We start from the raw sequence: 20,315 nt of genomic DNA, 5'->3' as shown, positions 1-20,315 counted from the left end.
ATGACGCGATATGCTTTACTGGTAAGGGGCATTAATGTCGGTGGGAAAAATAAAGTTGTCATGGCGCAACTTCGCCAAGAACTGACAGAGTTGGGACTGGAAAAGGTTGAGACCTACATCAACAGTGGCAACATTTTCTTTACTTCGACAGCTCCCAAAGCCCGATTGGTTGAAAAGTTAGAGGTATTCTTTGCAGTCCATTATCCATTTATTAAGAGCTTTTCCTTGCTGAGTCAGGAAGACTATGAAGCAGAGCTGGAGAATCTGCCAGATTGGTGGACCAAAGATTTGGTACGAAAGGATGTCCTCTTTTACACGGAGGGATTGGATGTGGATCAAGTGATCGAGAAAGTGAACAGTTTGAAACTGGAAGATGAAGTCGTTCATTTTGGAAAACTTGGTATTTTCTGGGGGAAATTCTCTGAAGAATCCTATTATGCAACTGCCTATCATAAGTACTTGCTCAAGATGCCCTTTTATCGCAACATCACCATTCGTAATGCTAAAACTTTTGACAAAATCGGTCAAATGCTAAAAAATAACAAAGGAGACACACAATGACATTTTTAGATAAGATCCAAGAAACAGCTGCTTTTCTGAAAGATAAAGGAATCCAAGCGCCTGAGTTCGGTCTAATCCTTGGATCAGGACTGGGAGAATTGGCAGAAGAAATCGAAAATCCTGTTGTAGTAGACTATGCTGAGATTCCAAACTGGGGCCGCTCTACAGTAGTTGGTCACGCTGGTAAATTGGTATATGGTGAACTTGCAGGGCGCAAGGTCTTGGCTCTTCAAGGTCGCTTCCATTTCTACGAAGGAAATCCTCTTGAAGTCGTGACTTTCCCAGTACGTGTCATGAAAGTCCTCGGATGTGAAGGTGTCATTGTAACCAATGCAGCTGGCGGTATTGGATTCGGTCCTGGTACTTTGATGGCTATCTCAGACCATATCAATATGACGGGGCAGAACCCATTGATGGGTGAAAATTTGGATGAGTTTGGTCCACGTTTCCCAGATATGTCTAAGGCCTACACACCAGAATACCGTGTGACTGCCCATCAAGTAGCTAAGAAACTTGGTATTAAGCTTGATGAAGGTGTCTATATCGGTGTAACTGGTCCAACTTATGAAACACCAGCAGAAATTCGTGCCTATAAGACACTGGGAGCAGATGCGGTTGGTATGTCCACTGTTCCTGAAGTTATTGTGGCAGCCCACTCAGGCTTGAAAGTTCTAGGAATTTCATGTATTACTAACCATGCTGCAGGCTTCCAAGAAGAACTCAACCACGAAGAAGTTGTAGAAGTGACTGAACGTGTTAAAGGTGACTTTAAAGGCTTGCTTAAAGCGATTCTTGCAGAATTGTAATCATGTTAATAGAATTGTGGAGTATTTTTCGAAAAATCCCTTATAATTTTAGATTATTCATAGCAGTAATTCTACAAGGAATAGTTTCGGGTTTATCTGGTATTCTTCTCCATTATCTTTTAGAGATGGTGGAGGGGCTAGCTTTTGGTCAGTTAGAGCATCATAGTAGATTTTTGACAGATGGAGTTTCCTCCTCACGGATAGGACTAAGTTTAATAATCGTGGGTCTTAGCTCGTCCTTAGTCTGGTACTTCTTGCAAAAAGGGTCGAAAATTTATTCCATCAAAGCTCAGATGAAGGATGAGACTTCACAATACAAGCTTCATTTTCTAAAACAGCTATTTCATTCAATTTGGCAGATTATTGCAGTTGGAGGGGGAGCGCCTATTGGTAAAGAAGCTGCACCACGAGAGATTGGAACTCTATTTGCAGGGCCAATTGGAAAAATATGTATACTGTCTATGAAGGATCGTATCTTTCTCCTTGCTTGTGGTGCTGGTGCTGGTGCTGGTTTAGCTGCTGTCTATCAGGTTCCATTAACAAGTGTCTTCTTTGTTTTTGAAACCCTAGGAATTGCTCTATCTATTAAACGATTTGTCTTAGTCGGTTTGACTACCTATGTCTCAACCTATATAGCAGGCTGGGTTATTTCAGATCAGGCTCTCTACCAGATTCCAGCTATCACATGGTCATTAAAGGAAATATGGATTATTCCCTTATTACTTCTTTTCTTAACCCCACTGGCTTGGCTTTTTGGTCGCTTAAGTAAGGCAGCGTCTTCAAACAGAATAAAAGATAAACGAATACTTCTCACATTGCCTTCAGCTTTTCTTTTTCTTGCTGGTCTTGCAAGTTCCTTTCCACATCTACTTGGAAATGGACGTATGATGTCTCAGGAAGTATTGAATGGTAGTAATGGCAAAACAGTGCTTCTCATGTTTTTCCTAAAAGCAGTAGTCGTTCTTATTATCCTTTGGGCAGGAGCCTATGGTGGTACCCTTACGCCATCTTTTGCCTTGGGGATGGCTGGAGCTGCCCTCTTGGGCATGATTCTAGGTTTGGATAGCCAGCCAACCACTTTACTTTTGGGATCTGTTTGCTTTTTGTCCGTGACTTTGAAGGCTCCCTGGTCTGCAACCGGATTAGTTATCGGTTTCGCTGGGCTAGGTATAGATTCTATTCCGTACTTCTTAGTAACAGCTGTTTTAGCCTATGAATTTGCAAAAATGCTAGACCGCTTTCCTTGAGCTAGCATATTGTGTCAGAAGTCAAATAATAAAGTAATTAAGTAGGAAATGCCCATTTCTTCTAGTCAGGGATTTATCTTAAAAGATTAAAAACTATTGTCAGTTTATCAATAACTGTTTTAAATAAAAATGAAGTAGGCCAATTGGAATCTTGATTGAATACTATTTTTCCTAGCTATGAAATATAAAAATAAAAAAGAGAAAGGTAGAGCTTGTGTTCTGATTTGAACACGAGCGGAAAACTTTTCTAAAAACTTAGAAGAAAAGGGGGAGTTCGGATTTGAATAGAGGTCGCTCTAATCTTCTCAATATCATCAAAATTAAGAAAGAAAGGATGGGTAAACCGTATTTGCTGAACTGAATACGGGCGGAGAACTGTGTAAAAAAGATAAACTGTTTAGCATCTGCGATGCGTCATCAGTTTCCTATTTTTACTTTATTCTCTGTCGCTATCCTGAATATAAAAAAAGAAAGGTAGAGTGAGGTGTTCTAATTTGAACACGAGCGGAAAACTTGGAAAATAGATAATCTGACTGAGAAATCAGGATTTCTCGTCAGATTCCTAATTTTCAGTCGTTTTCTTGTCGCTCTTTGTATCATAAATTATGTCTATCCATATTGCTGCTCAGCAGGGTGAAATTGCTGATAAAATTCTTCTTCCTGGGGATCCTCTTCGTGCGAAGTTTATTGCGGAAAATTTCCTTGAAGATGCTGTTTGTTTTAACGAAGTGCGTAACATGTTTGGATACACTGGTACTTACAAGGGTCACCGTGTATCCGTCATGGGAACTGGGATGGGGATGCCATCGATTTCGATTTATGCGCGTGAGTTGATTGTGGACTACGGAGTGAAGAAATTGATTCGTGTGGGAACTGCAGGTTCTTTGAATGAAGATGTCCACGTTCGTGAATTGGTTTTGGCGCAAGCAGCTGCAACCAACTCTAACATCATCCGCAATGACTGGCCACAGTACGATTTCCCACAAATCGCTAGCTTTGATTTGCTGGACAAGGCCTACCATATCGCCAAAGAACTTGGTATGACCACCCACGTTGGGAACGTTTTGTCATCTGATGTCTTTTATTCAAACTACTTTGAAAAAAACATCGAGCTTGGTAAAAGGGGGGTCAAGGCTGTGGAAATGGAAGCAGCGGCTCTTTACTATCTTGCTGCCCAACATCATGTTGATGCTTTAGCTATTATGACTATCTCAGATAGCTTGGTCAATCCAGATGAAGACACGACTGCAGAAGAACGCCAAAATACTTTCACTGATATGATGAAGGTCGGATTGGAAACCTTGATTGCAGAGTAAAATGTAAAAGAAAATCCTGATTTCAAGTAAAATCAGGATTTTTTCATGGATGCAATTTTTTCTGGGTCTGGTGTGACACGGAGGGTCTTTTGCCCGGTGTAGGTGACAAAGCCTGGTTTTCCGCCAGTTGGTTTGTTGAGTTTCTTGACTTCAATCATATCTACCTGCACCAGATTTGACAGGCGACCTTGAGAGAAGTAGGCTGCAAGTTCTGCTGCGTCTGTCTTGACTTCATCAGATGGGTCAAGGTTGCCTGAGATGACAACGTGGCTTCCAGGGATATCCTTGGCATGGAACCAAAGTTCCTCCTTGCGGGCCATTTTAAAGGTTAGCTCCTCATTTTGCAGGTTATTGCGTCCGACATAGATGATGGTTTTGCCATCGGTTGCTAGATACTGTTCTGGTTTTTTTCGTTTCTGAATTTTCTCTCGCTGTCTTCTGCGGATAAAGCCAGTTTGAATCAATTCTTCACGGATTTCAGCGATTTCTTCCAGCCCAGCTTGGTTGAGGACGGTCTCCACACTTTCCAGATAGAGAATAGTGGCCTTTGTTTCTTCAATCAGATCAGTTAAGTATTTGACAGCTTCTTTGAGTTTCTGGTAACGTTTGAAATAGCGTTGGGCATTCTGGTTGGGAGTCAGAGTCTTATCAAGCGCAATGGTGATGGGTTGATTGGTGTAGTAGTTGTCTAGGATAACCTGGTCTTGGTCGTTAGGCACTTGGTGGAGGAAAGTTGTCAGCAATTCTCCTTTTTGGCGAAATTCTTCCGCGTTGTCTGTCGCCAGTAACTCTTTTTCCTGTTTTTTAAGTTTGTGGCGGTTTTTCTGAAGTTCATTTTCAACACGACGAATGAGTTCACTGGCTTGCTGTTTGACGCGGTCGCGCTCAGCCTTATCCTTATAGTAGGTGTCCAACAAATCAGAAAGACTGGTAAAAGGCTCTCCCACCTGATTTGCAAAAGAAACTGGACTGAAGGAAGTCTCAGTCAAGCATGGCTTAGTTTCTTGATTGAAAAAGTTACGGAAAGTAGATAATTTCTCACTAACCAGAATATTTTCTAATTCATTTGCCGTATCACGTCCCAGACCTTGAAAGAGGCTTTGAAGGTTTTTAGCTGTTGTTTCCTGTGTTTGCAGGATTTCAAAGAGCTTCTCATCCTTGATCGTGAAAGGATTGAGAGATTCCGTACTTGGCGGAGCAATATAGGTAGACCCAGGCAGCAAGGTGCGGTAGCTATTTTGTGAAAAACCGACGTGTTTGATGACTTCGAGGATTTTGTGACTACTTTTATCGACCAGTAGAATATTACTGTGTTTACCCATGATTTCGATAATCAAGGTAGCCTGAATATTGTCTCCAATCTCGTTTTTATTGGAAACGGTGATTTCCACGATACGGTCATTTTCCACTTGCTCAATCGACTCAATTAGGGCACCCTGTAAATATTTTCTTAAAACCATGATAAAAGTAGAAGGCTGAGCTGGATTTTCAAAAGTCGTTTGAGTTAGCTGAATGCGCCCGAAAACGGGATGGGCAGAAAGGAGCAGGCGATGACTTCGGCGATTGCTACGGATTTGTAAGACCAACTCTTGATCGAAAGGTTGATTGATTTTCTGAATGCGACCATTGATTAACTCTCTTTGTAATTCTTTAATCATATGGTGTAAAAAAAATCCGTCAAATGACATCGTACTCTCCTTGTAATTGTATTCCATAGTATTATATCAAAAAGGTAGAATAAAATCATGGAAATATGGTATAATAAAGCCAAGTAAAGAGAATCGAGAAGCACATGTATATTGAAATGGTAGATGAAACTGGTCAAGTTTCAAAAGAAATGTTGCAACAAACCCAAGAAATTTTGGAATTTGCAGCCCAAAAATTAGGAAAAGAAGACAAGGAAATGGCAGTCACCTTTGTGACCAACGAGCGTAGTCATGAACTCAATCTAGAGTATCGTGACACCGACCGTCCGACAGATGTCATCAGCCTCGAGTATAAACCAGAGTTGGAAATTGCCTTTGACGAAGAGGATTTACTTGAAAATCCAGAATTGGCAGAGATGATGTCTGAGTTTGATGCCTATATTGGGGAACTTTTCATCTCTATCGATAAGGCACATGAGCAGGCCGAGGAATATGGCCACAGCTTTGAGCGTGAGATGGGCTTCTTGGCAGTACACGGCTTTTTACATATCAACGGCTATGATCACTACACTCCGGAAGAAGAAGCGGAGATGTTCGGTTTACAAGAAGAAATTTTGACAGCCTATGGACTCACAAGACAATAAACGAAAATGGAAAAATCGTGACCTGATATCCAGTTTAGAATTTGCCCTCACAGGAATTTTTACTGCCATCAAGGAAGAACGCAATATGCGAAAACATGCAGTGACGGCTCTTGTAGTCATTCTTGCAGGTTTTGTTTTTCAGGTGTCACGAATCGAATGGCTCTTTCTCCTATTGAGCATTTTCTTGGTAGTAGCCTTTGAAATTATCAATTCTGCTATTGAAAATGTGGTGGATTTGGCCAGTCACTATCACTTTTCCATGCTGGCTAAAAATGCCAAGGATATGGCGGCTGGCGCGGTATTAGTGGTCTCTCTTTTTGCAGCCTTAACAGGCGCATTGATTTTTCTCCCACGAATCTGGGATTTATTATTTTAAACAGTAAGAGGAAATTATGACTTTTAAATCAGGCTTTGTAGCCATTTTAGGACGTCCCAACGTTGGGAAGTCAACCTTTTTAAATCACGTCATGGGGCAAAAGATTGCCATCATGAGTGACAAGGCGCAGACAACGCGCAACAAAATCATGGGAATTTACACGACTGATAAGGAACAAATCGTCTTTATCGACACACCAGGGATTCACAAGCCTAAAACTGCCCTTGGAGATTTTATGGTCGAATCCGCCTACAGCACCCTTCGTGAAGTGGATACTGTTCTTTTTATGGTGCCTGCTGATGAAGCGCGTGGTAAGGGAGACGACATGATTATCGAGCGCCTCAAGGCGGCCAAGGTCCCTGTGATTTTGGTGGTGAACAAGATTGATAAGGTTCATCCAGATCAGCTTTTGTCTCAGATTGATGATTTCCGTAATCAAATGGACTTTAAGGAAATCGTTCCAATCTCAGCTCTTCAAGGGAATAACGTCTCTCGTCTAGTGGATATTTTGAGTGAAAATCTGGACGAAGGTTTCCAATATTTTCCGTCTGATCAAATCACAGACCATCCAGAACGATTCTTGGTTTCAGAAATGGTTCGCGAGAAAGTCTTGCACCTAACTCGTGAAGAGATTCCGCATTCTGTTGCAGTAGTAGTGGATTCTATGAAACGAGATGAAGAGACAGACAAGGTTCATATCCGTGCAACCATCATGGTCGAGCGCGATAGCCAAAAAGGGATTATCATCGGTAAAGGTGGCGCTATGCTTAAGAAAATTGGTAGCATGGCTCGTCGTGATATCGAACTCATGCTAGGAGATAAGGTCTTCCTAGAAACTTGGGTCAAGGTTAAGAAAAACTGGCGTGATAAAAAGCTAGATTTGGCTGACTTTGGCTATAATGAAAAAGAATACTAAGTAGAGGTGGGCTCATGCCTGCTTCTTGTTTTTACAGAAGGAGGACTTATGCCTGAATTACCTGAGGTTGAAACCGTTCGTCGTGGCTTAGAAAAATTGATTTTGGGAAAGAAAATTTCGAGTATAGAAATTCGTTATCCCAAGATGATTAAAACGGATTTGGACGAGTTTCAAAAGGAAGTACCTGGTCAGATTGTTGAGTCCATGGGACGCCGCGGTAAATATTTGCTTTTTTACCTGACAGACAAGGTCTTGATTTCTCATCTGCGGATGGAGGGCAAGTATTTTTATTATCCGTACCAGGTTCCCGAACGCAAGCATGCCCATGTTTTCTTCCAGTTTGAAGATGGTGGCACGCTTGTTTATGAGGATGTACGCAAGTTTGGAACCATGGAACTCTTGGCTCCTGACCTTTTGGAAGCCTACTTTATTTCTAAAAAACTAGGGCCTGAACCAAGCGAACAAGACTTTGATTTGCAGGTCTTTCAAGTAGCTTTAGATAAGTCTAAAAAGCCTATCAAATCCCATCTTTTAGACCAGACCTTGGTAGCTGGACTTGGCAATATCTATGTGGATGAGGTTCTCTGGCGAGCTCAGGTTCATCCGGCTAGACCTTCCCAGACTTTGACAGCAGAAGAAGCTTTAGTGATTCATGACCAGACCATCGCAGTTTTGGGTCAGGCTGTTGAAAAAAGTGGTTCCACCATCCGAACTTATACCAATGCCTTTGGGGAAGATGGGACCATGCAGGATTTTCATCAAGTCTATGACAAGGCTGGTCAAGAATGTGTACGCTGTGGTACCATCATTGAGAAAATCCAACTAGGTGGACGAGGCACCCATTTTTGTCCTCAGTGCCAAAGGAGGAATTGATGGGAAAAATCATTGGAATCACTGGGGGAATTGCCTCTGGTAAGTCAACCGTGACAAATTTTCTAAGAAAGCAAGGCTTTCAAGTAGTGGATGCCGACGCAGTCGTCCACCAACTACAGAAACCTGGTGGTCGTCTGTTTGAGGCTCTAGTTCAGCACTTTGGGCAAGAAATCATCCTTGAAAACGGAGAACTTAATCGCCCTATCCTAGCTAGTCTTATCTTTTCAAATCCTGAAGAACAGGAATGGTCTAAGCGAATCCAAGGAAAGATTATCCGTGAGGAGCTAGCTACGTTGAGAGACCAGTTGGCTCAGACAGAAGAGATTTTTTTCATGGATATACCCCTGCTTTTTGAGCAGGACTACGTCTCTTGGTTTGATGAGACTTGGCTGGTCTATGTGGACCGAGATGTTCAAGTAGAACGTTTAATGAAAAGGGACCAGTTATCCAAAGATGAAGCTGAGTTTCGTCTGGCAGCCCAGTGGCCTTTAGAGAAAAAGAAAGGTTTGGCTAGCCATGTTTTAAACAACAATGGAAATCAGGACCAGCTTCTTACTCAGGTCTTCTCCCTGCTTGAGGGAGGTAGTGAAGATGACAGAGATTAACTGGAAGGATAATCTGCGCATTGCCTGGTTTGGTAATTTTCTGACAGGAGCCAGTATTTCCTTAGTTGTGCCTTTTATGCCCATCTTTGTGGAAAATTTAGGTGTAGGGAGTGATCAAGTTGCTTTTTATGCAGGTTTAGCTATTTCTGTCTCTGCCATTTCTGCGGCACTTTTCTCTCCTATCTGGGGTATTCTTGCTGACAAATACGGTCGAAAACCCATGATGATTCGGGCTGGAATGGCCATGACCATTACTATGGGAGGCTTAGCCTTTATCCCAAATATCTATTGGCTAATCTTTCTTCGCTTACTGAATGGTGTATTCGCAGGATTTGTTCCCAATGCAACAGCCTTGATAGCCAGTCAGGTTCCCAAGGAAAAATCAGGCTCTGCCTTAGGTACTTTGTCTACAGGCGTAGTTGCAGGTACTCTAACTGGTCCTTTTATCGGAGGCTTTATTGCAGAATTATTTGGCATCCGTACGGTTTTCTTACTGGTTGGTAGTTTTCTATTCTTAGCTGCTGTTTTAACTATTTGCTTTATCAAGGAAGATTTTCAACCAGTAGCAAAAGAAAAAGCTATCCCAACAAAGGAATTATTTACATCAGTTAAATATCCCTATCTCTTGGTCAACCTCTTTTTGACTAGTTTTGTCATCCAATTTTCAGCCCAATCCATCGGCCCTATCTTAGCTCTGTATGTACGCGACTTAGGCCAGACAGAGAATCTTCTCTTTGTATCAGGTTTGATTGTATCCAGTATGGGCTTTTCCAGTATGATGAGTGCTGGAGTCATGGGAAAGCTAGGTGACAAGGTGGGCAATCATCGTCTCTTGATTGTAGCCCAGTTTTATTCAGTTATCATCTATCTCCTCTGTGCTAATGCTTCTAGCCCCCTTCAATTAGGACTTTATCGTTTCCTCTTTGGATTGGGAACCGGTGCTTTGATTCCCGGAGTTAACGCCCTTCTCAGCAAGATGACGCCCAAAGCTGGTATTTCGAGGGTCTTTGCCTTCAATCAGGTATTCTTTTATCTGGGAGGTGTTGTTGGTCCCATGGCAGGTTCTGCAGTAGCAGGTCAATTTGGCTACCATGCAGTCTTCTATGCGACAAGTCTTTGTGTTGCCTTTAGTTGTCTCTTTAACCTTCTTCAATTTCGAACATTATTAAAAGTAAAGGAAATCTAGTGCGAGTAAAAATTAATCTCAAATGCTCCTCTTGTGGCAGTATCAATTACCTAACCAGTAAAAATTCAAAAACCCATCCAGACAAGATTGAGGTTTTAAAGTATTGTCCCAAGGAAAGAAAAGTAACCCTACATCTTGAATCTAAGTAGATTTTATGGTAAAATAATAGGGATTTTAAGGAGTTTGATATGTATAACCTATTATTAACCATTTTATTAGTATTATCTGTTGTGATTGTGATTGCGATTTTCATGCAACCAACCAAAAACCAATCCAGCAATGTATTTGATGCCAGCTCGGGTGATTTGTTTGAACGCAGTAAAGCACGCGGTTTTGAAGCTGTAATGCAGCGTTTGACAGGGATTTTAGTCTTTTTCTGGCTAGCCATTGCCTTAGCATTGACGGTATTATCAAGTAGATAAGAAAATAATGGGCAGGACTAGGTCTTTGCCTCTTTTTATTTTTAAAAGATATTTGAGAAGGTTTTACAGTAAAAGAAAATAAAAAAATCTAGAAAGAAAATATGAAAGATAGAATAAAAGAATATTTACAAGACAAGGGAAAGGTAACTGTCAATGACTTGGCTCATGCTTTGGGAAAAGACGGTTCCAAGGATTTTCGTGAGTTGATTAAAACCTTGTCCCTAATGGAAAGGAAGCACCAGATTCGTTTTGAAGAAGATGGTAGTCTGACATTAGAAATTAAGAAAAAACATGAGATTACTCTCAAGGGGATTTTTCATGCCCATAAAAATGGCTTTGGCTTTGTCAGTCTGGAAGGTGAGGAGGAAGACCTTTTTGTAGGAAAAAACGATGTCAACTATGCTATTGATGGTGATACCGTTGAGGTCGTCATTAAGAAAGTCGCTGATCGCAGCAAGGGAACAGCAGCGGAAGCCAAAATTATCGATATCTTAGAACACAGTATGACAACAGTTGTTGGCCAAATCGTTCTAGATCAGGAAAAACCTAAGTATGCGGGTTACATCCGTTCGAAAAATCAGAAAATCAGTCAACCCATCTATGTTAAGAAACCAGCTCTAAAACTAGAGGGAACCGAAGTTCTCAAGGTCTTTATCGATAAATACCCAAGTAAGAAACATGATTTTTTTGTCGCTAGTGTTCTCGATGTGGTGGGACACTCAACGGATGTCGGAATTGATGTTCTTGAGGTCTTGGAATCAATGGACATTGTATCCGAGTTTCCAGAAGCTGTTGTCAAGGAAGCAGAAAGTGTGCCGGATGCTCCATCTCAAAAGGATATGGAAGGTCGTATGGATTTGAGAGATGAGATTAGCTTTACCATTGATGGTGCTGACGCCAAGGATTTGGACGATGCGGTGCATATCAAGGCCTTGAAAAATGGAAATCTGGAGCTTGGTGTTCACATCGCAGATGTTTCTTACTATGTAACCGAGGGTTCTGCCCTTGACAAGGAAGCCCTTAACCGCGCGACTTCTGTCTATGTGACAGACCGAGTGGTTCCAATGCTTCCAGAACGACTGTCAAATGGCATCTGCTCTCTCAATCCCCAAGTGGACCGCCTGACCCAGTCTGCCATTATGGAGATTGATAAACATGGTCGCGTGGTCAATTACACCATTACACAAACAGTTATCAAGACCAGTTTTCGTATGACCTATAGCGATGTCAATGATATCCTAGCAGGTGACGAGGAGAAGAGACAAGAGTATCAGAAAATTGTTCCAAGTATCGAACTCATGGCCAAGCTCCATGAAATTTTAGAAAACATGCGTGTGAAACGTGGAGCCCTCAATTTCGATACCAATGAAGCTAAGATTTTAGTGGATAAACAGGGTAAGCCTGTTGATATTGTTCTTCGTCAACGTGGTGTTGCCGAGCGCATGATTGAGTCCTTCATGTTGATAGCCAACGAAACAGTTGCCGAGCATTTCAGCAAGCTGGATCTACCTTTCATCTATCGTATCCATGAGGAGCCTAAGGCTGAAAAAGTTCAGAAGTTTATTGATTATGCTTCAAGTTTTGGATTGCGCATTTATGGGACTGCTAGTGAGATTAGCCAGGAGGCACTTCAAGACATCATGCGTACTGTTGAGGGAGAACCTTATGCAGATGTATTGTCCATGATGCTTCTCCGTTCCATGCAACAGGCCCGCTATTCGGAGCACAATCACGGCCATTATGGATTAGCGGCTGACTATTACACTCACTTTACTAGTCCGATTCGTCGTTATCCAGACCTTCTTGTTCACCGTATGATTCGGGATTACGGCCGTTCTAAGGAAATAGCAGAGCATTTTGAACAAGTGATTCCAGAGATTGCAACCCAGTCTTCCAACCGTGAGCGTCGTGCCATCGAGGCAGAACGTGAGGTCGAAGCCATGAAAAAGGCTGAGTATATGGAAGAATACGTGGGTGAAGAGTATGATGCGGTTGTATCCAGCATCGTTAAATTTGGTCTCTTTGTTGAATTGCCAAACACAGTTGAAGGCTTGATTCACATCACTAATCTACCTGAATTTTATCATTTCAATGAGCGGGATTTGACCCTTCGTGGGGAGAAATCAGGAACAACCTTCCGTGTAGGTCAGCAAATCCGTATCCGAGTTGAAAGAGCCGACAAGATGACGGGTGAAATTGACTTCTCTTACATCCCAAGTGAGTTTGATGTGATTGAAAAAGGCTTGAAACAGTCTAGTCGCAGTGACAGAGGGCTTGGTTCAAGTCGTCGTTCAGATAAGAAGGAAGATAAGAGAAAATCAGGACGCTCAAATGATAAGCGCAAGCATTCACAAAAAGACAAGAAGAAAAAAGGAAAGAAACCTTTTTATAAGGAAGTAGCTAAGAAAGGAGCCAAGCATGGCAAAGGGCGAGGGAAAGGTCGTCGCACAAAATAAAAAGGCGCGTCATGACTATACAATCGTAGATACGCTAGAGGCAGGAATGGTCCTGACTGGAACTGAAATCAAGAGTGTGCGAGCAGCTCGAATCAATCTCAAGGATGGCTTTGCCCAAGTAAAAAATGGGGAGGTCTGGTTGAGCAATGTTCATATCGCTCCTTACGAAGAGGGCAATATCTGGAACCAAGAACCAGAACGTCGTCGAAAACTCTTACTACATAAAAAGCAAATCCAAAAGTTGGAACAAGAGACTAAAGGAACAGGAATGACCCTGGTTCCCCTTAAAGTCTATATCAAAGATGGCTATGCCAAGCTTCTTTTAGGACTTGCCAAAGGGAAGCATGACTATGACAAACGGGAGTCTATCAAACGTCGTGAGCAGAATCGCGATATTGCGCGCGTGATGAAAGCTGTTAATCAGCGATAAAAAGAGGAATGAAGATGGAAAAACTAGTTGCCTATAAACGTATGCCTTTGTGGACGAAAGAAACCATGCCAGAGGCTGTTCAGCAGAAACACAATACCAAGGTTGGGACTTGGGGGAAAATTACTGTCTTGAAGGGAGCTCTCAAGTTTATTGAATTGACAGAAGATGGTGAGGTTTTAGCTGAGCACCTCTTTGAAGCAGGGGCTGACAATCCCATGGCACAACCACAAGCCTGGCACCGAGTGGAGGCTGTAACAGACGATGTAGAATGGTATTTAGAATTTTATTGTAAACCTGAGGATTATTTCCCTAAAAAATACAATACCAATCCGGTTCATTCAGAGGTCCTAGAGGCAATGAAGACAGTAAAACCAGGGAAAGCCTTGGATTTGGGCTGTGGTCAGGGCCGTAATTCCCTCTTTCTTGCACAGAATGGTTTTGATGTGACGGCTGTGGATCAAAATGAATTGGCCCTTGAAATCTTGCAAAGTATTGTGGAGCAGGAAGACCTGGATATGCCTGTAGGTCTTTACGATATCAATTCAGCTAGTATTGGGCAAGCGTATGATTTCATCGTATCGACAGTTGTTTTGATGTTTTTGCAAGCAGACCGCATTCCTGCAATTATCAAAAATATGCAGGAAAAAACCACTGTTGGTGGCTACAATCTTATCGTTTGTGCTATGGATACGGAAGATTACCCTTGCTCTGTGAACTTCCCATTTACATTTAAAGAAGGAGAATTGGCAGACTATTACAAGGACTGGGAATTGGTTAAGTACAATGAAAATCCAGGCCATCTTCACCGTCGCGATGAGAATGGCAATCGGATTCAACTACGCTTTGCGACTATGCTAGCTAAAAAAATTAAATAAACATTGAAGATTAGGAAATTTCCTGATCTTTTTCTTTTTTACGAATAATATAGAAAAGGAGAGAAATCATGTTTGTTGCGAGAGATGCTAGGGGAGAATTGGTAAATGTGTTAGAGGATAAACTTGAGAAGCAAGCATACACCTGCCCAACTTGTGGAGGTCAGCTCCGTTTGCGGCAAGGAGCAAGTGTACGGACCCATTTTGCCCATAAATCTTTAAAAGACTGTGATTATTCCTCTGAAAATGAAAGTCTAGAACACTTGGAAAATAAGGAAGTCCTCTATCGCTGGTTGAAAACAGAGGCTGAGGTGCAATTAGAATACCCTCTTCCAGAGCTTAAACAGATTGCGGATGTATTTGTAAATGGCAATCTAGCTTTAGAGGTTCAGTGTAGCCCCTTGTCTCAAAAAGTTCTTAAAGAGCGTAGTGAGGGCTATCGTAGTCAGGGTTACCAAGTACTGTGGTTGCTAGGAGAAAAACTTTGGCTCAAGGAGCGGTTGACTCGTCTGCAACAAGGTTTTCTCTATTTCAGTCAAAACATGGGCTTTTATGTTTGGGAATTAGACAGTGAAAAACAAGTTTTAAGACTCAAATACCTGATTCACCAAGATCTCCGCGGTAAACTCCATTATCAAATCAAGGAATTTCTCTATGGTCAAGCTAGTTTATTGGAAATATTGCGTTTCCCTTATAAGAAACAAAAAATATCTCATTTTACAGTTTCTGAGGATAAGGACATCTGTCGCTATATTCGGCAACAACTCTATTATCAAAATCCTATTTGGATGAAAGAACAAGCAGAAGCCTATCAAAAGGGGGAAAATCTCCTGACTTATGGGCTAAAAGAATGGTATCCACAAATAAGACCACTAGTAGGTAATTTTTGCCAAATTGAGAAGGACTTGACCAGATATTATCAGTATTTTCAAACCTATTACCAAGAAAATCCTCAAAATGATTGGCAAAAGCTTTATCCACCAGCCTTTTATCAGCAATATTTCTTGAAAAATATGGTAAAATAAAAAGGATGGAGGAATCTAATGGTATTACAAAGAAATGAAATAAATGAAAAAGATACATGGGATCTATCAACGATCTACCCAACTGACCAGTCTTGGGAAGAAGCCTTAAAAGATTTAACAGAACAATTGGAGAAAGTAGCCCAGTATGAAGGTCATCTCTTGGATAGTGCGGATAACCTACTAGAAATCACTGAATTTTCTCTTGAAATGGAACGCCAGATGGAGAAGCTTTACGTTTATGCTCATATGAAAAATGATCAGGATACACGTGGAGCCAAGTACCAAGAGTACTATGCCAAGGCCATGACTCTCTATAGCCAGCTAGACCAAGCCTTTTCATTCTATGAACCTGAATTTATGGAAATCAGTGAAGAGCAGTATGCTGACTTTTTAGAAGCTCAGCCAAAATTGCAGGTTTATCAACACTATTTTGATAAGCTTTTGCAAGGCAAGAAACACGTTCTTTCACAACGTGAAGAAGAATTATTGGCTGGCGCTGGAGAAATCTTTGGTTCGGCAAGTGAAACCTTCGCTATCTTGGACAATGCGGATATTGTTTTCCCTTATGTTCTTGACGATGATGGTAAGGAAGTGCAGCTATCTCATGGGACTTACACACGTCTGATGGAGTCTAAAAATCGTGAGGTACGTCGTGGTGCTTATCAAGCTCTTTATGCGACTTATGAACAATTCCAACACACCTATGCTAAAACCTTGCAAACCAATGTTAAGGTGCAAAACTACCGTGCCAAAGTTCGCAACTACAAGAGCGCTCGTCATGCAGCCCTCGCAGCCAATTTTGTTCCAGAAAGTGTTTATGACAATTTGGTAGCAGCAGTTCGCAAGCATTTGCCACTCTTGCATCGTTACCTTGAACTTCGTTCAAAGATTTTGGGGATTTCAGACCTCAAGATGTACGATGTCTACACGCCGCTTTCATCTGTTGAATATAGTTTTACCTACCAAGAAGCCTTGAAAAAAGCAGAAGATGCCTTGGCAGTCTTGGGTGAGGATTACTTGAGCCGTGTTAAACGTGCCTTCAGCGAGCGTTGGATTGATGTTTACGAAAATCAAGGCAAGCGTTCAGGTGCCTACTCTGGTGGTTCTTACGATACCAATGCCTTTATGCTTCTCAACTGGCAGGACAATCTGGACAATCTCTTTACTCTTGTTCATGAAACAGGTCACAGTATGCATTCAAGCTATACTCGTGAAACGCAACCTTATGTTTACGGAGATTATTCGATTTTCTTGGCTGAGATTGCTTCAACTACCAATGAAAATATCTTGACGGAGAAATTATTGGAAGAAGTGGAAGACGACGCAACGCGCTTTGCTATTCTCAATAACTTCCTAGATGGTTTCCGTGGAACAGTTTTCCGCCAAACTCAATTTGCTGAGTTTGAACACGCGATTCACCAAGCGGATCAAAATGGAGAAGTCTTGACAAGTGATTTCTTAAATAAACTCTACGCAGACTTGAACCAAGAGTATTATGGTTTGAGTAAGGAAGACAATCCTGAAATTCAATACGAGTGGGCTCGCATTCCACACTTCTACTATAACTACTATGTATACCAATATTCAACAGGCTTTGCGGCCGCCTCAGCCCTGGCTGAAAAGATTGTCCATGGTAGTCAAGAAGATCGTGACCGCTATATTGACTACCTCAAGGCAGGTAAGTCTGACTATCCACTTAATGTCATGAGAAAAGCTGGTGTTGATATGGAGAAGGAAGACTATCTCAACGACGCCTTTGCAGTCTTCGAACGTCGTTTGAATGAGTTTGAAGCCCTTGTTGAAAAATTGGGATTGGCATAAGATGGTTGAATCGTATAGTAAAAATGCCAACCATAACATGCGTCGTCCTGTCGTCAAGGAAGAAATTGTGAACTTGATGCGTCAGCGTCAAAAGCAAGTCACAGGCTCTTTGAAAGAACTGGAAGACTTTGCTCGCAAGGAAAATATTCCCATCATTCCCCATGAAACGGTTGCTTATTTCCGTTTTCTCATGGAAACTATGCAACCAAAAAACATTCTGGAAATTGGGACGGCTATCGGTTTTTCAGCCCTCTTGATGGCGGAACATGCTCCAAAGGCCAAGATTACAACCGTTGACCGCAATCCAGAAATGATTGGTTTTGCCAAGGATAATTTCGCCCAGTTTGACAGTCGCAAGCAAATTACGCTCCTAGAAGGAGATGCGGTAGATGTCTTATCTACCTTGACAGAGTCCTATGATTTCGTCTTTATGGATTCTGCCAAGTCTAAATACATCGTCTTTCTGCCAGAAATCCTCAAACATTTGGAAGTCGGTGGTGTGGTTGTCTTGGATGATATTTTTCAAGGTGGTGATGTTGCCAAGGACATTATGGAGGTTCGTCGTGGCCAGCGAACTATTTATCGAGGCCTTCAAAGATTATTTGATGCAACTTTAGACAATCCAGGACTCACTGCAACATTAGTACCTTTAGGGGACGGCATTCTCATGCTTCGTAAAAATGTAGCAGATGTTCAATTGCTTGACAGCGAATAATTTTCAGAAAAATTTAAGAAAATATAGTAAAATAGATAGGGTAACACTTATCTCAAAGGAGTAGACATGAAGAAAAAACTATTGGCAGGTGCCATTACACTATTATCAGTAGCAACTTTAGCAGCTTGTTCGAAAGGTTCAGAAGGGGCAGACCTTATCAGCATGAAAGGGGATGTCATCACAGAACATCAATTTTATGAGCAAGTGAAAATCAATCCTCCAGCCCAACAAGTCTTGTTGAACATGACCATCCAAAAAGTATTTGAGAAGCAATATGGCTCAGAGGTAGATGACAAAGAAATCGATGAAATCATTTCTGGAGAAGAAAAACAATATGGTGAGAATTACCAACGTGTCTTATCACAATCAGGTATGACTCTTGAAACACGTAAAGCACAAATTCGTACAAGTAAATTAGTTGAATTTGCAGTTAAAAAGGCTGCAGAAGCTGAATTAACTGATGAAGCCTATAAGAAAGCATTTGAGAACTATACTCCGGACGTAACTGCTCAAATTATTCGTTTTGATAATGAAGATAAGGCTAAAGAAATTCTTGAAAAAGCTAAGGCTAGTGATGCAGACTTTGCTCAATTAGCTAAAGATAACTCAACTGATGAGAAAACTAAAGCTAACGGTGGTGAAATCACTTTTGATTCAGCTTCAACAGAAGTACCAGATCAAGTTAAGAAAGCAGCTTTTGCCTTGGATGTTAACGGCATTTCTGATGTCATTACAGCTACTGGTACTCAAGCATACAGCAGTCAATATTACATTGTAAAACTCATTAAGAAAACAGAAAAGTCATCTAATATCGATGACTACAAAGAAAAATTGAAAACTGTTATCTTGGCTCAAAAACAAAATGATGCATCATTTGTTCAAAGTATTGTCGGAAAAGAATTGCAAGCAGCCAATATCAAGGTTAAAGACCAAGCCTTCCAAAATATCTTTACCCAATATATCGGTGGTGGCGATTCAAGCTCAAGCAGTTCTTCAAAAGAATAAAACAGAAAAGAGCCAAGTGCTCTTTTTCTTATGAGAAAATCTTCTATCTTAAAGGGTAAGAGTTTTTTTCTTTCGGAAAAAATGGTATAATAGCAATCAAAACTAGAAAATAAACGGAATTTGGGAATAATTTCTTTTGTTCTCATTAGATTGGTGATACTATGAAGATTAGTAAGAGGCACCTGTTAAACTATTCTATTCTAGTTCCTTACTTACTTTTATCTATTTTGGGCTTGATTGTAGTTTATTCTACAACCAGTGCCATTCTTATCGAAGAAGGTAAAAGTGCCCTCCAATTGGTTCGAAGTCAGGGAATGTTTTGGATACTTAGTTTAATATTGATTGCCTTGATATATAAGCTGAAACTGAATTTTTTAAGAAAAGAACGACTGCTATTTATTGTTATGTTTGTTGAGCTGATTCTTTTGGCTCTGGCTCGCTTAATTGGTACGCCAGTCAATGGAGCCTATGGTTGGATTTCAGTAGGACCTTTGACCATTCAGCCAGCTGAGTATTTGAAGATTATCATCGTCTGGTACTTGGCCCAACGTTTCTCAAAACAACAGGATGAAATTGGGATTTACGATTTTCAAGTTTTAACTCAAAATCAATGGATTCCTCGTGCTTTTAATGATTGGCGCTTCGTCCTACTAGTAATGATAGGAAGTTTAGCTATTTTCCCAGATCTGGGGAATGCTACCATACTAGCTTTGGTTGCCTTGATTATGTATACAGTTAGTGGGATTGCTCATCGTTGGTTTATAGCCTTTATCGGTATATTGTTTGGAGTTTCAGCCCTATCCTTATCAGCTATTTCTATGATCGGGGTTGATAAGTTTTCAAAAGTTCCAGTATTTGGTTACGTTGCTAAGCGTTTCAGTGCCTACTTTAATCCCTTTGCCGATTTGGCAGGGTCAGGCCACCAACTTGCAAATTCCTACTTTGCCATGGTAAATGGTGGGTGGTTTGGTCTAGGCTTAGGAAATTCAATCGAAAAACGTGGTTATTTACCAGAGGCCCATACAGACTTTGTATTTTCAATTGTTATTGAAGAGTTTGGATTTGTGGGAGCCAGCTTGATTTTAGCACTTGTCTTTTTCCTGATTTTACGAATTATCCTAGTCGGTATTCGTGCTAAGAATCCCTTTAATTCCATGATGGCGATTGGGGTTGGGGGGATGATGCTGGTACAGGTATTTGTCAATATCGGTGGAATTTCTGGCATTATTCCTTCGACAGGAGTAACCTTCCCCTTCTTATCACAAGGAGGGAACAGTCTCCTAGTCTTGTCTGTAGCCATTGCTTTTGTCTTAAATATTGATGCAAGTGAAAAACGTGCCCAATTATATGAGGAGTTAGAAACTCACTCATCAAACTATATGTAGAGTTGATA

General features: G+C 41.2%; 21 protein-coding genes. 20 read left to right on the top strand and 1 reads right to left on the bottom strand.

From position 1 onward, the window contains the following. The 4 genes from SK578_RS07035 to deoD all read left to right on the top strand — a co-directional run bounded on the left by SK578_RS07035 (position 1) and on the right by deoD (position 3,930). Positions 1-561, top strand: a complete 561-nt coding sequence (locus SK578_RS07035; protein WP_042751315.1) for a DUF1697 domain-containing protein — start codon at positions 1-3, stop codon at positions 559-561. Next, positions 558-1,367, top strand: a complete 810-nt coding sequence (locus SK578_RS07030) for a purine-nucleoside phosphorylase (RefSeq protein ID WP_042751314.1) — start codon at positions 558-560, stop codon at positions 1,365-1,367. The genes SK578_RS07035 and SK578_RS07030 overlap by 4 nt, the downstream gene beginning before the upstream one ends. Positions 1,368-1,369: 2 nt before the next feature. Further along, positions 1,370-2,614, top strand: coding sequence for a chloride channel protein (locus tag SK578_RS07025; RefSeq protein WP_050491249.1), 1,245 nt, complete (start codon positions 1,370-1,372; stop codon positions 2,612-2,614). A gap of 605 nt (positions 2,615-3,219) precedes the next feature. Beyond that, a complete protein-coding gene (deoD, locus tag SK578_RS07020) occupies positions 3,220-3,930 on the top strand; it encodes a purine-nucleoside phosphorylase (RefSeq protein ID WP_042751313.1) in 711 nt (236 codons plus the stop codon). A gap of 32 nt (positions 3,931-3,962) precedes the next feature. On the opposite strand, the gene pavA is transcribed toward deoD, so the two are convergent. Beyond that, the gene (pavA, locus tag SK578_RS07015) at positions 3,963-5,618 is read right to left on the bottom strand and encodes an Rqc2 family fibronectin-binding protein PavA (RefSeq protein WP_042751311.1); all 1,656 of its coding nucleotides are present in this window, start codon (positions 5,616-5,618) and stop codon (positions 3,963-3,965) included. 104 nt (positions 5,619-5,722) lie between these two features. Between pavA and ybeY the strand changes: the two genes are divergently transcribed. From ybeY to ftsW, 16 genes are all read left to right on the top strand, one after another. Further along, the gene (gene ybeY, locus SK578_RS07010) at positions 5,723-6,220 is read left to right on the top strand and encodes an rRNA maturation RNase YbeY (RefSeq protein ID WP_000275156.1); all 498 of its coding nucleotides are present in this window, start codon (positions 5,723-5,725) and stop codon (positions 6,218-6,220) included. Beyond that, complete coding sequence (locus tag SK578_RS07005; RefSeq protein ID WP_000378166.1) at positions 6,201-6,596, top strand: diacylglycerol kinase family protein; 396 nt, start codon at positions 6,201-6,203, stop codon at positions 6,594-6,596. Before ybeY ends, SK578_RS07005 begins: the two co-directional genes overlap by 20 nt. Positions 6,597-6,612: 16 nt before the next feature. Then, positions 6,613-7,512: a GTPase Era gene (gene era, locus SK578_RS07000; RefSeq protein WP_000143264.1), complete on the top strand. Its 900-nt coding sequence runs from the start codon at positions 6,613-6,615 to the stop codon at positions 7,510-7,512. 48 nt (positions 7,513-7,560) lie between these two features. Continuing rightward, complete coding sequence (mutM, locus tag SK578_RS06995) at positions 7,561-8,385, top strand: DNA-formamidopyrimidine glycosylase (RefSeq protein ID WP_042751310.1); 825 nt, start codon at positions 7,561-7,563, stop codon at positions 8,383-8,385. Further along, positions 8,385-8,990 carry a dephospho-CoA kinase gene (coaE, locus tag SK578_RS06990; protein ID WP_042751309.1) on the top strand — a complete coding sequence of 202 codons (606 nt, stop codon included), beginning with the start codon at positions 8,385-8,387 and terminating at the stop codon, positions 8,988-8,990. Before mutM ends, coaE begins: the two co-directional genes overlap by 1 nt. Then, positions 8,977-10,176, top strand: coding sequence for a multidrug efflux MFS transporter PmrA (locus SK578_RS06985; protein WP_042751308.1), 1,200 nt, complete (start codon positions 8,977-8,979; stop codon positions 10,174-10,176). The genes coaE and SK578_RS06985 overlap by 14 nt, the downstream gene beginning before the upstream one ends. Then, the gene (gene rpmG / locus SK578_RS06980; protein WP_001809104.1) at positions 10,176-10,325 is read left to right on the top strand and encodes a 50S ribosomal protein L33; all 150 of its coding nucleotides are present in this window, start codon (positions 10,176-10,178) and stop codon (positions 10,323-10,325) included. Before SK578_RS06985 ends, rpmG begins: the two co-directional genes overlap by 1 nt. Positions 10,326-10,364: 39 nt before the next feature. Continuing rightward, entirely contained in the window at positions 10,365-10,598 is a 234-nt protein-coding gene (gene secG / locus SK578_RS06975; RefSeq protein WP_000282517.1) for a preprotein translocase subunit SecG, read from the top strand. A gap of 101 nt (positions 10,599-10,699) precedes the next feature. Beyond that, positions 10,700-13,054 carry a ribonuclease R gene (gene rnr / locus SK578_RS06970; protein WP_042751307.1) on the top strand — a complete coding sequence of 785 codons (2,355 nt, stop codon included), beginning with the start codon at positions 10,700-10,702 and terminating at the stop codon, positions 13,052-13,054. Then, complete coding sequence (smpB, locus tag SK578_RS06965; protein WP_001051750.1) at positions 13,017-13,484, top strand: SsrA-binding protein SmpB; 468 nt, start codon at positions 13,017-13,019, stop codon at positions 13,482-13,484. The genes rnr and smpB overlap by 38 nt, the downstream gene beginning before the upstream one ends. Before the next feature lie 14 nt (positions 13,485-13,498). Then, positions 13,499-14,359 (top strand): SAM-dependent methyltransferase TehB, encoded by an 861-nt coding sequence (gene tehB, locus SK578_RS06960; protein WP_042751306.1) that lies wholly within the window; start codon positions 13,499-13,501, stop codon positions 14,357-14,359. A 68-nt stretch (positions 14,360-14,427) separates the two neighbouring features. Continuing rightward, positions 14,428-15,381: a competence protein CoiA gene (locus SK578_RS06955; RefSeq protein WP_042751305.1), complete on the top strand. Its 954-nt coding sequence runs from the start codon at positions 14,428-14,430 to the stop codon at positions 15,379-15,381. 18 nt (positions 15,382-15,399) lie between these two features. Then, the gene (gene pepF / locus SK578_RS06950; RefSeq protein ID WP_042751303.1) at positions 15,400-17,202 is read left to right on the top strand and encodes an oligoendopeptidase F; all 1,803 of its coding nucleotides are present in this window, start codon (positions 15,400-15,402) and stop codon (positions 17,200-17,202) included. A 1-nt stretch (position 17,203) separates the two neighbouring features. Then, entirely contained in the window at positions 17,204-17,917 is a 714-nt protein-coding gene (locus SK578_RS06945; RefSeq protein ID WP_080710012.1) for an O-methyltransferase, read from the top strand. A 66-nt stretch (positions 17,918-17,983) separates the two neighbouring features. Beyond that, positions 17,984-18,922 (top strand): peptidylprolyl isomerase PrsA, encoded by a 939-nt coding sequence (gene prsA / locus SK578_RS06940; RefSeq protein ID WP_042751302.1) that lies wholly within the window; start codon positions 17,984-17,986, stop codon positions 18,920-18,922. A 161-nt stretch (positions 18,923-19,083) separates the two neighbouring features. After that, positions 19,084-20,307 (top strand): cell division peptidoglycan polymerase FtsW, encoded by a 1,224-nt coding sequence (gene ftsW / locus SK578_RS06935; protein ID WP_042751301.1) that lies wholly within the window; start codon positions 19,084-19,086, stop codon positions 20,305-20,307. Positions 20,308-20,315: the final 8 nt, after the last annotated feature.

It is taken from the genome of Streptococcus mitis (assembly GCF_000722755.1).
GTDB lineage: Bacteria > Bacillota > Bacilli > Lactobacillales > Streptococcaceae > Streptococcus > Streptococcus mitis_CM.
This window is presented reverse-complemented; position numbering and strand designations above follow the sequence as displayed.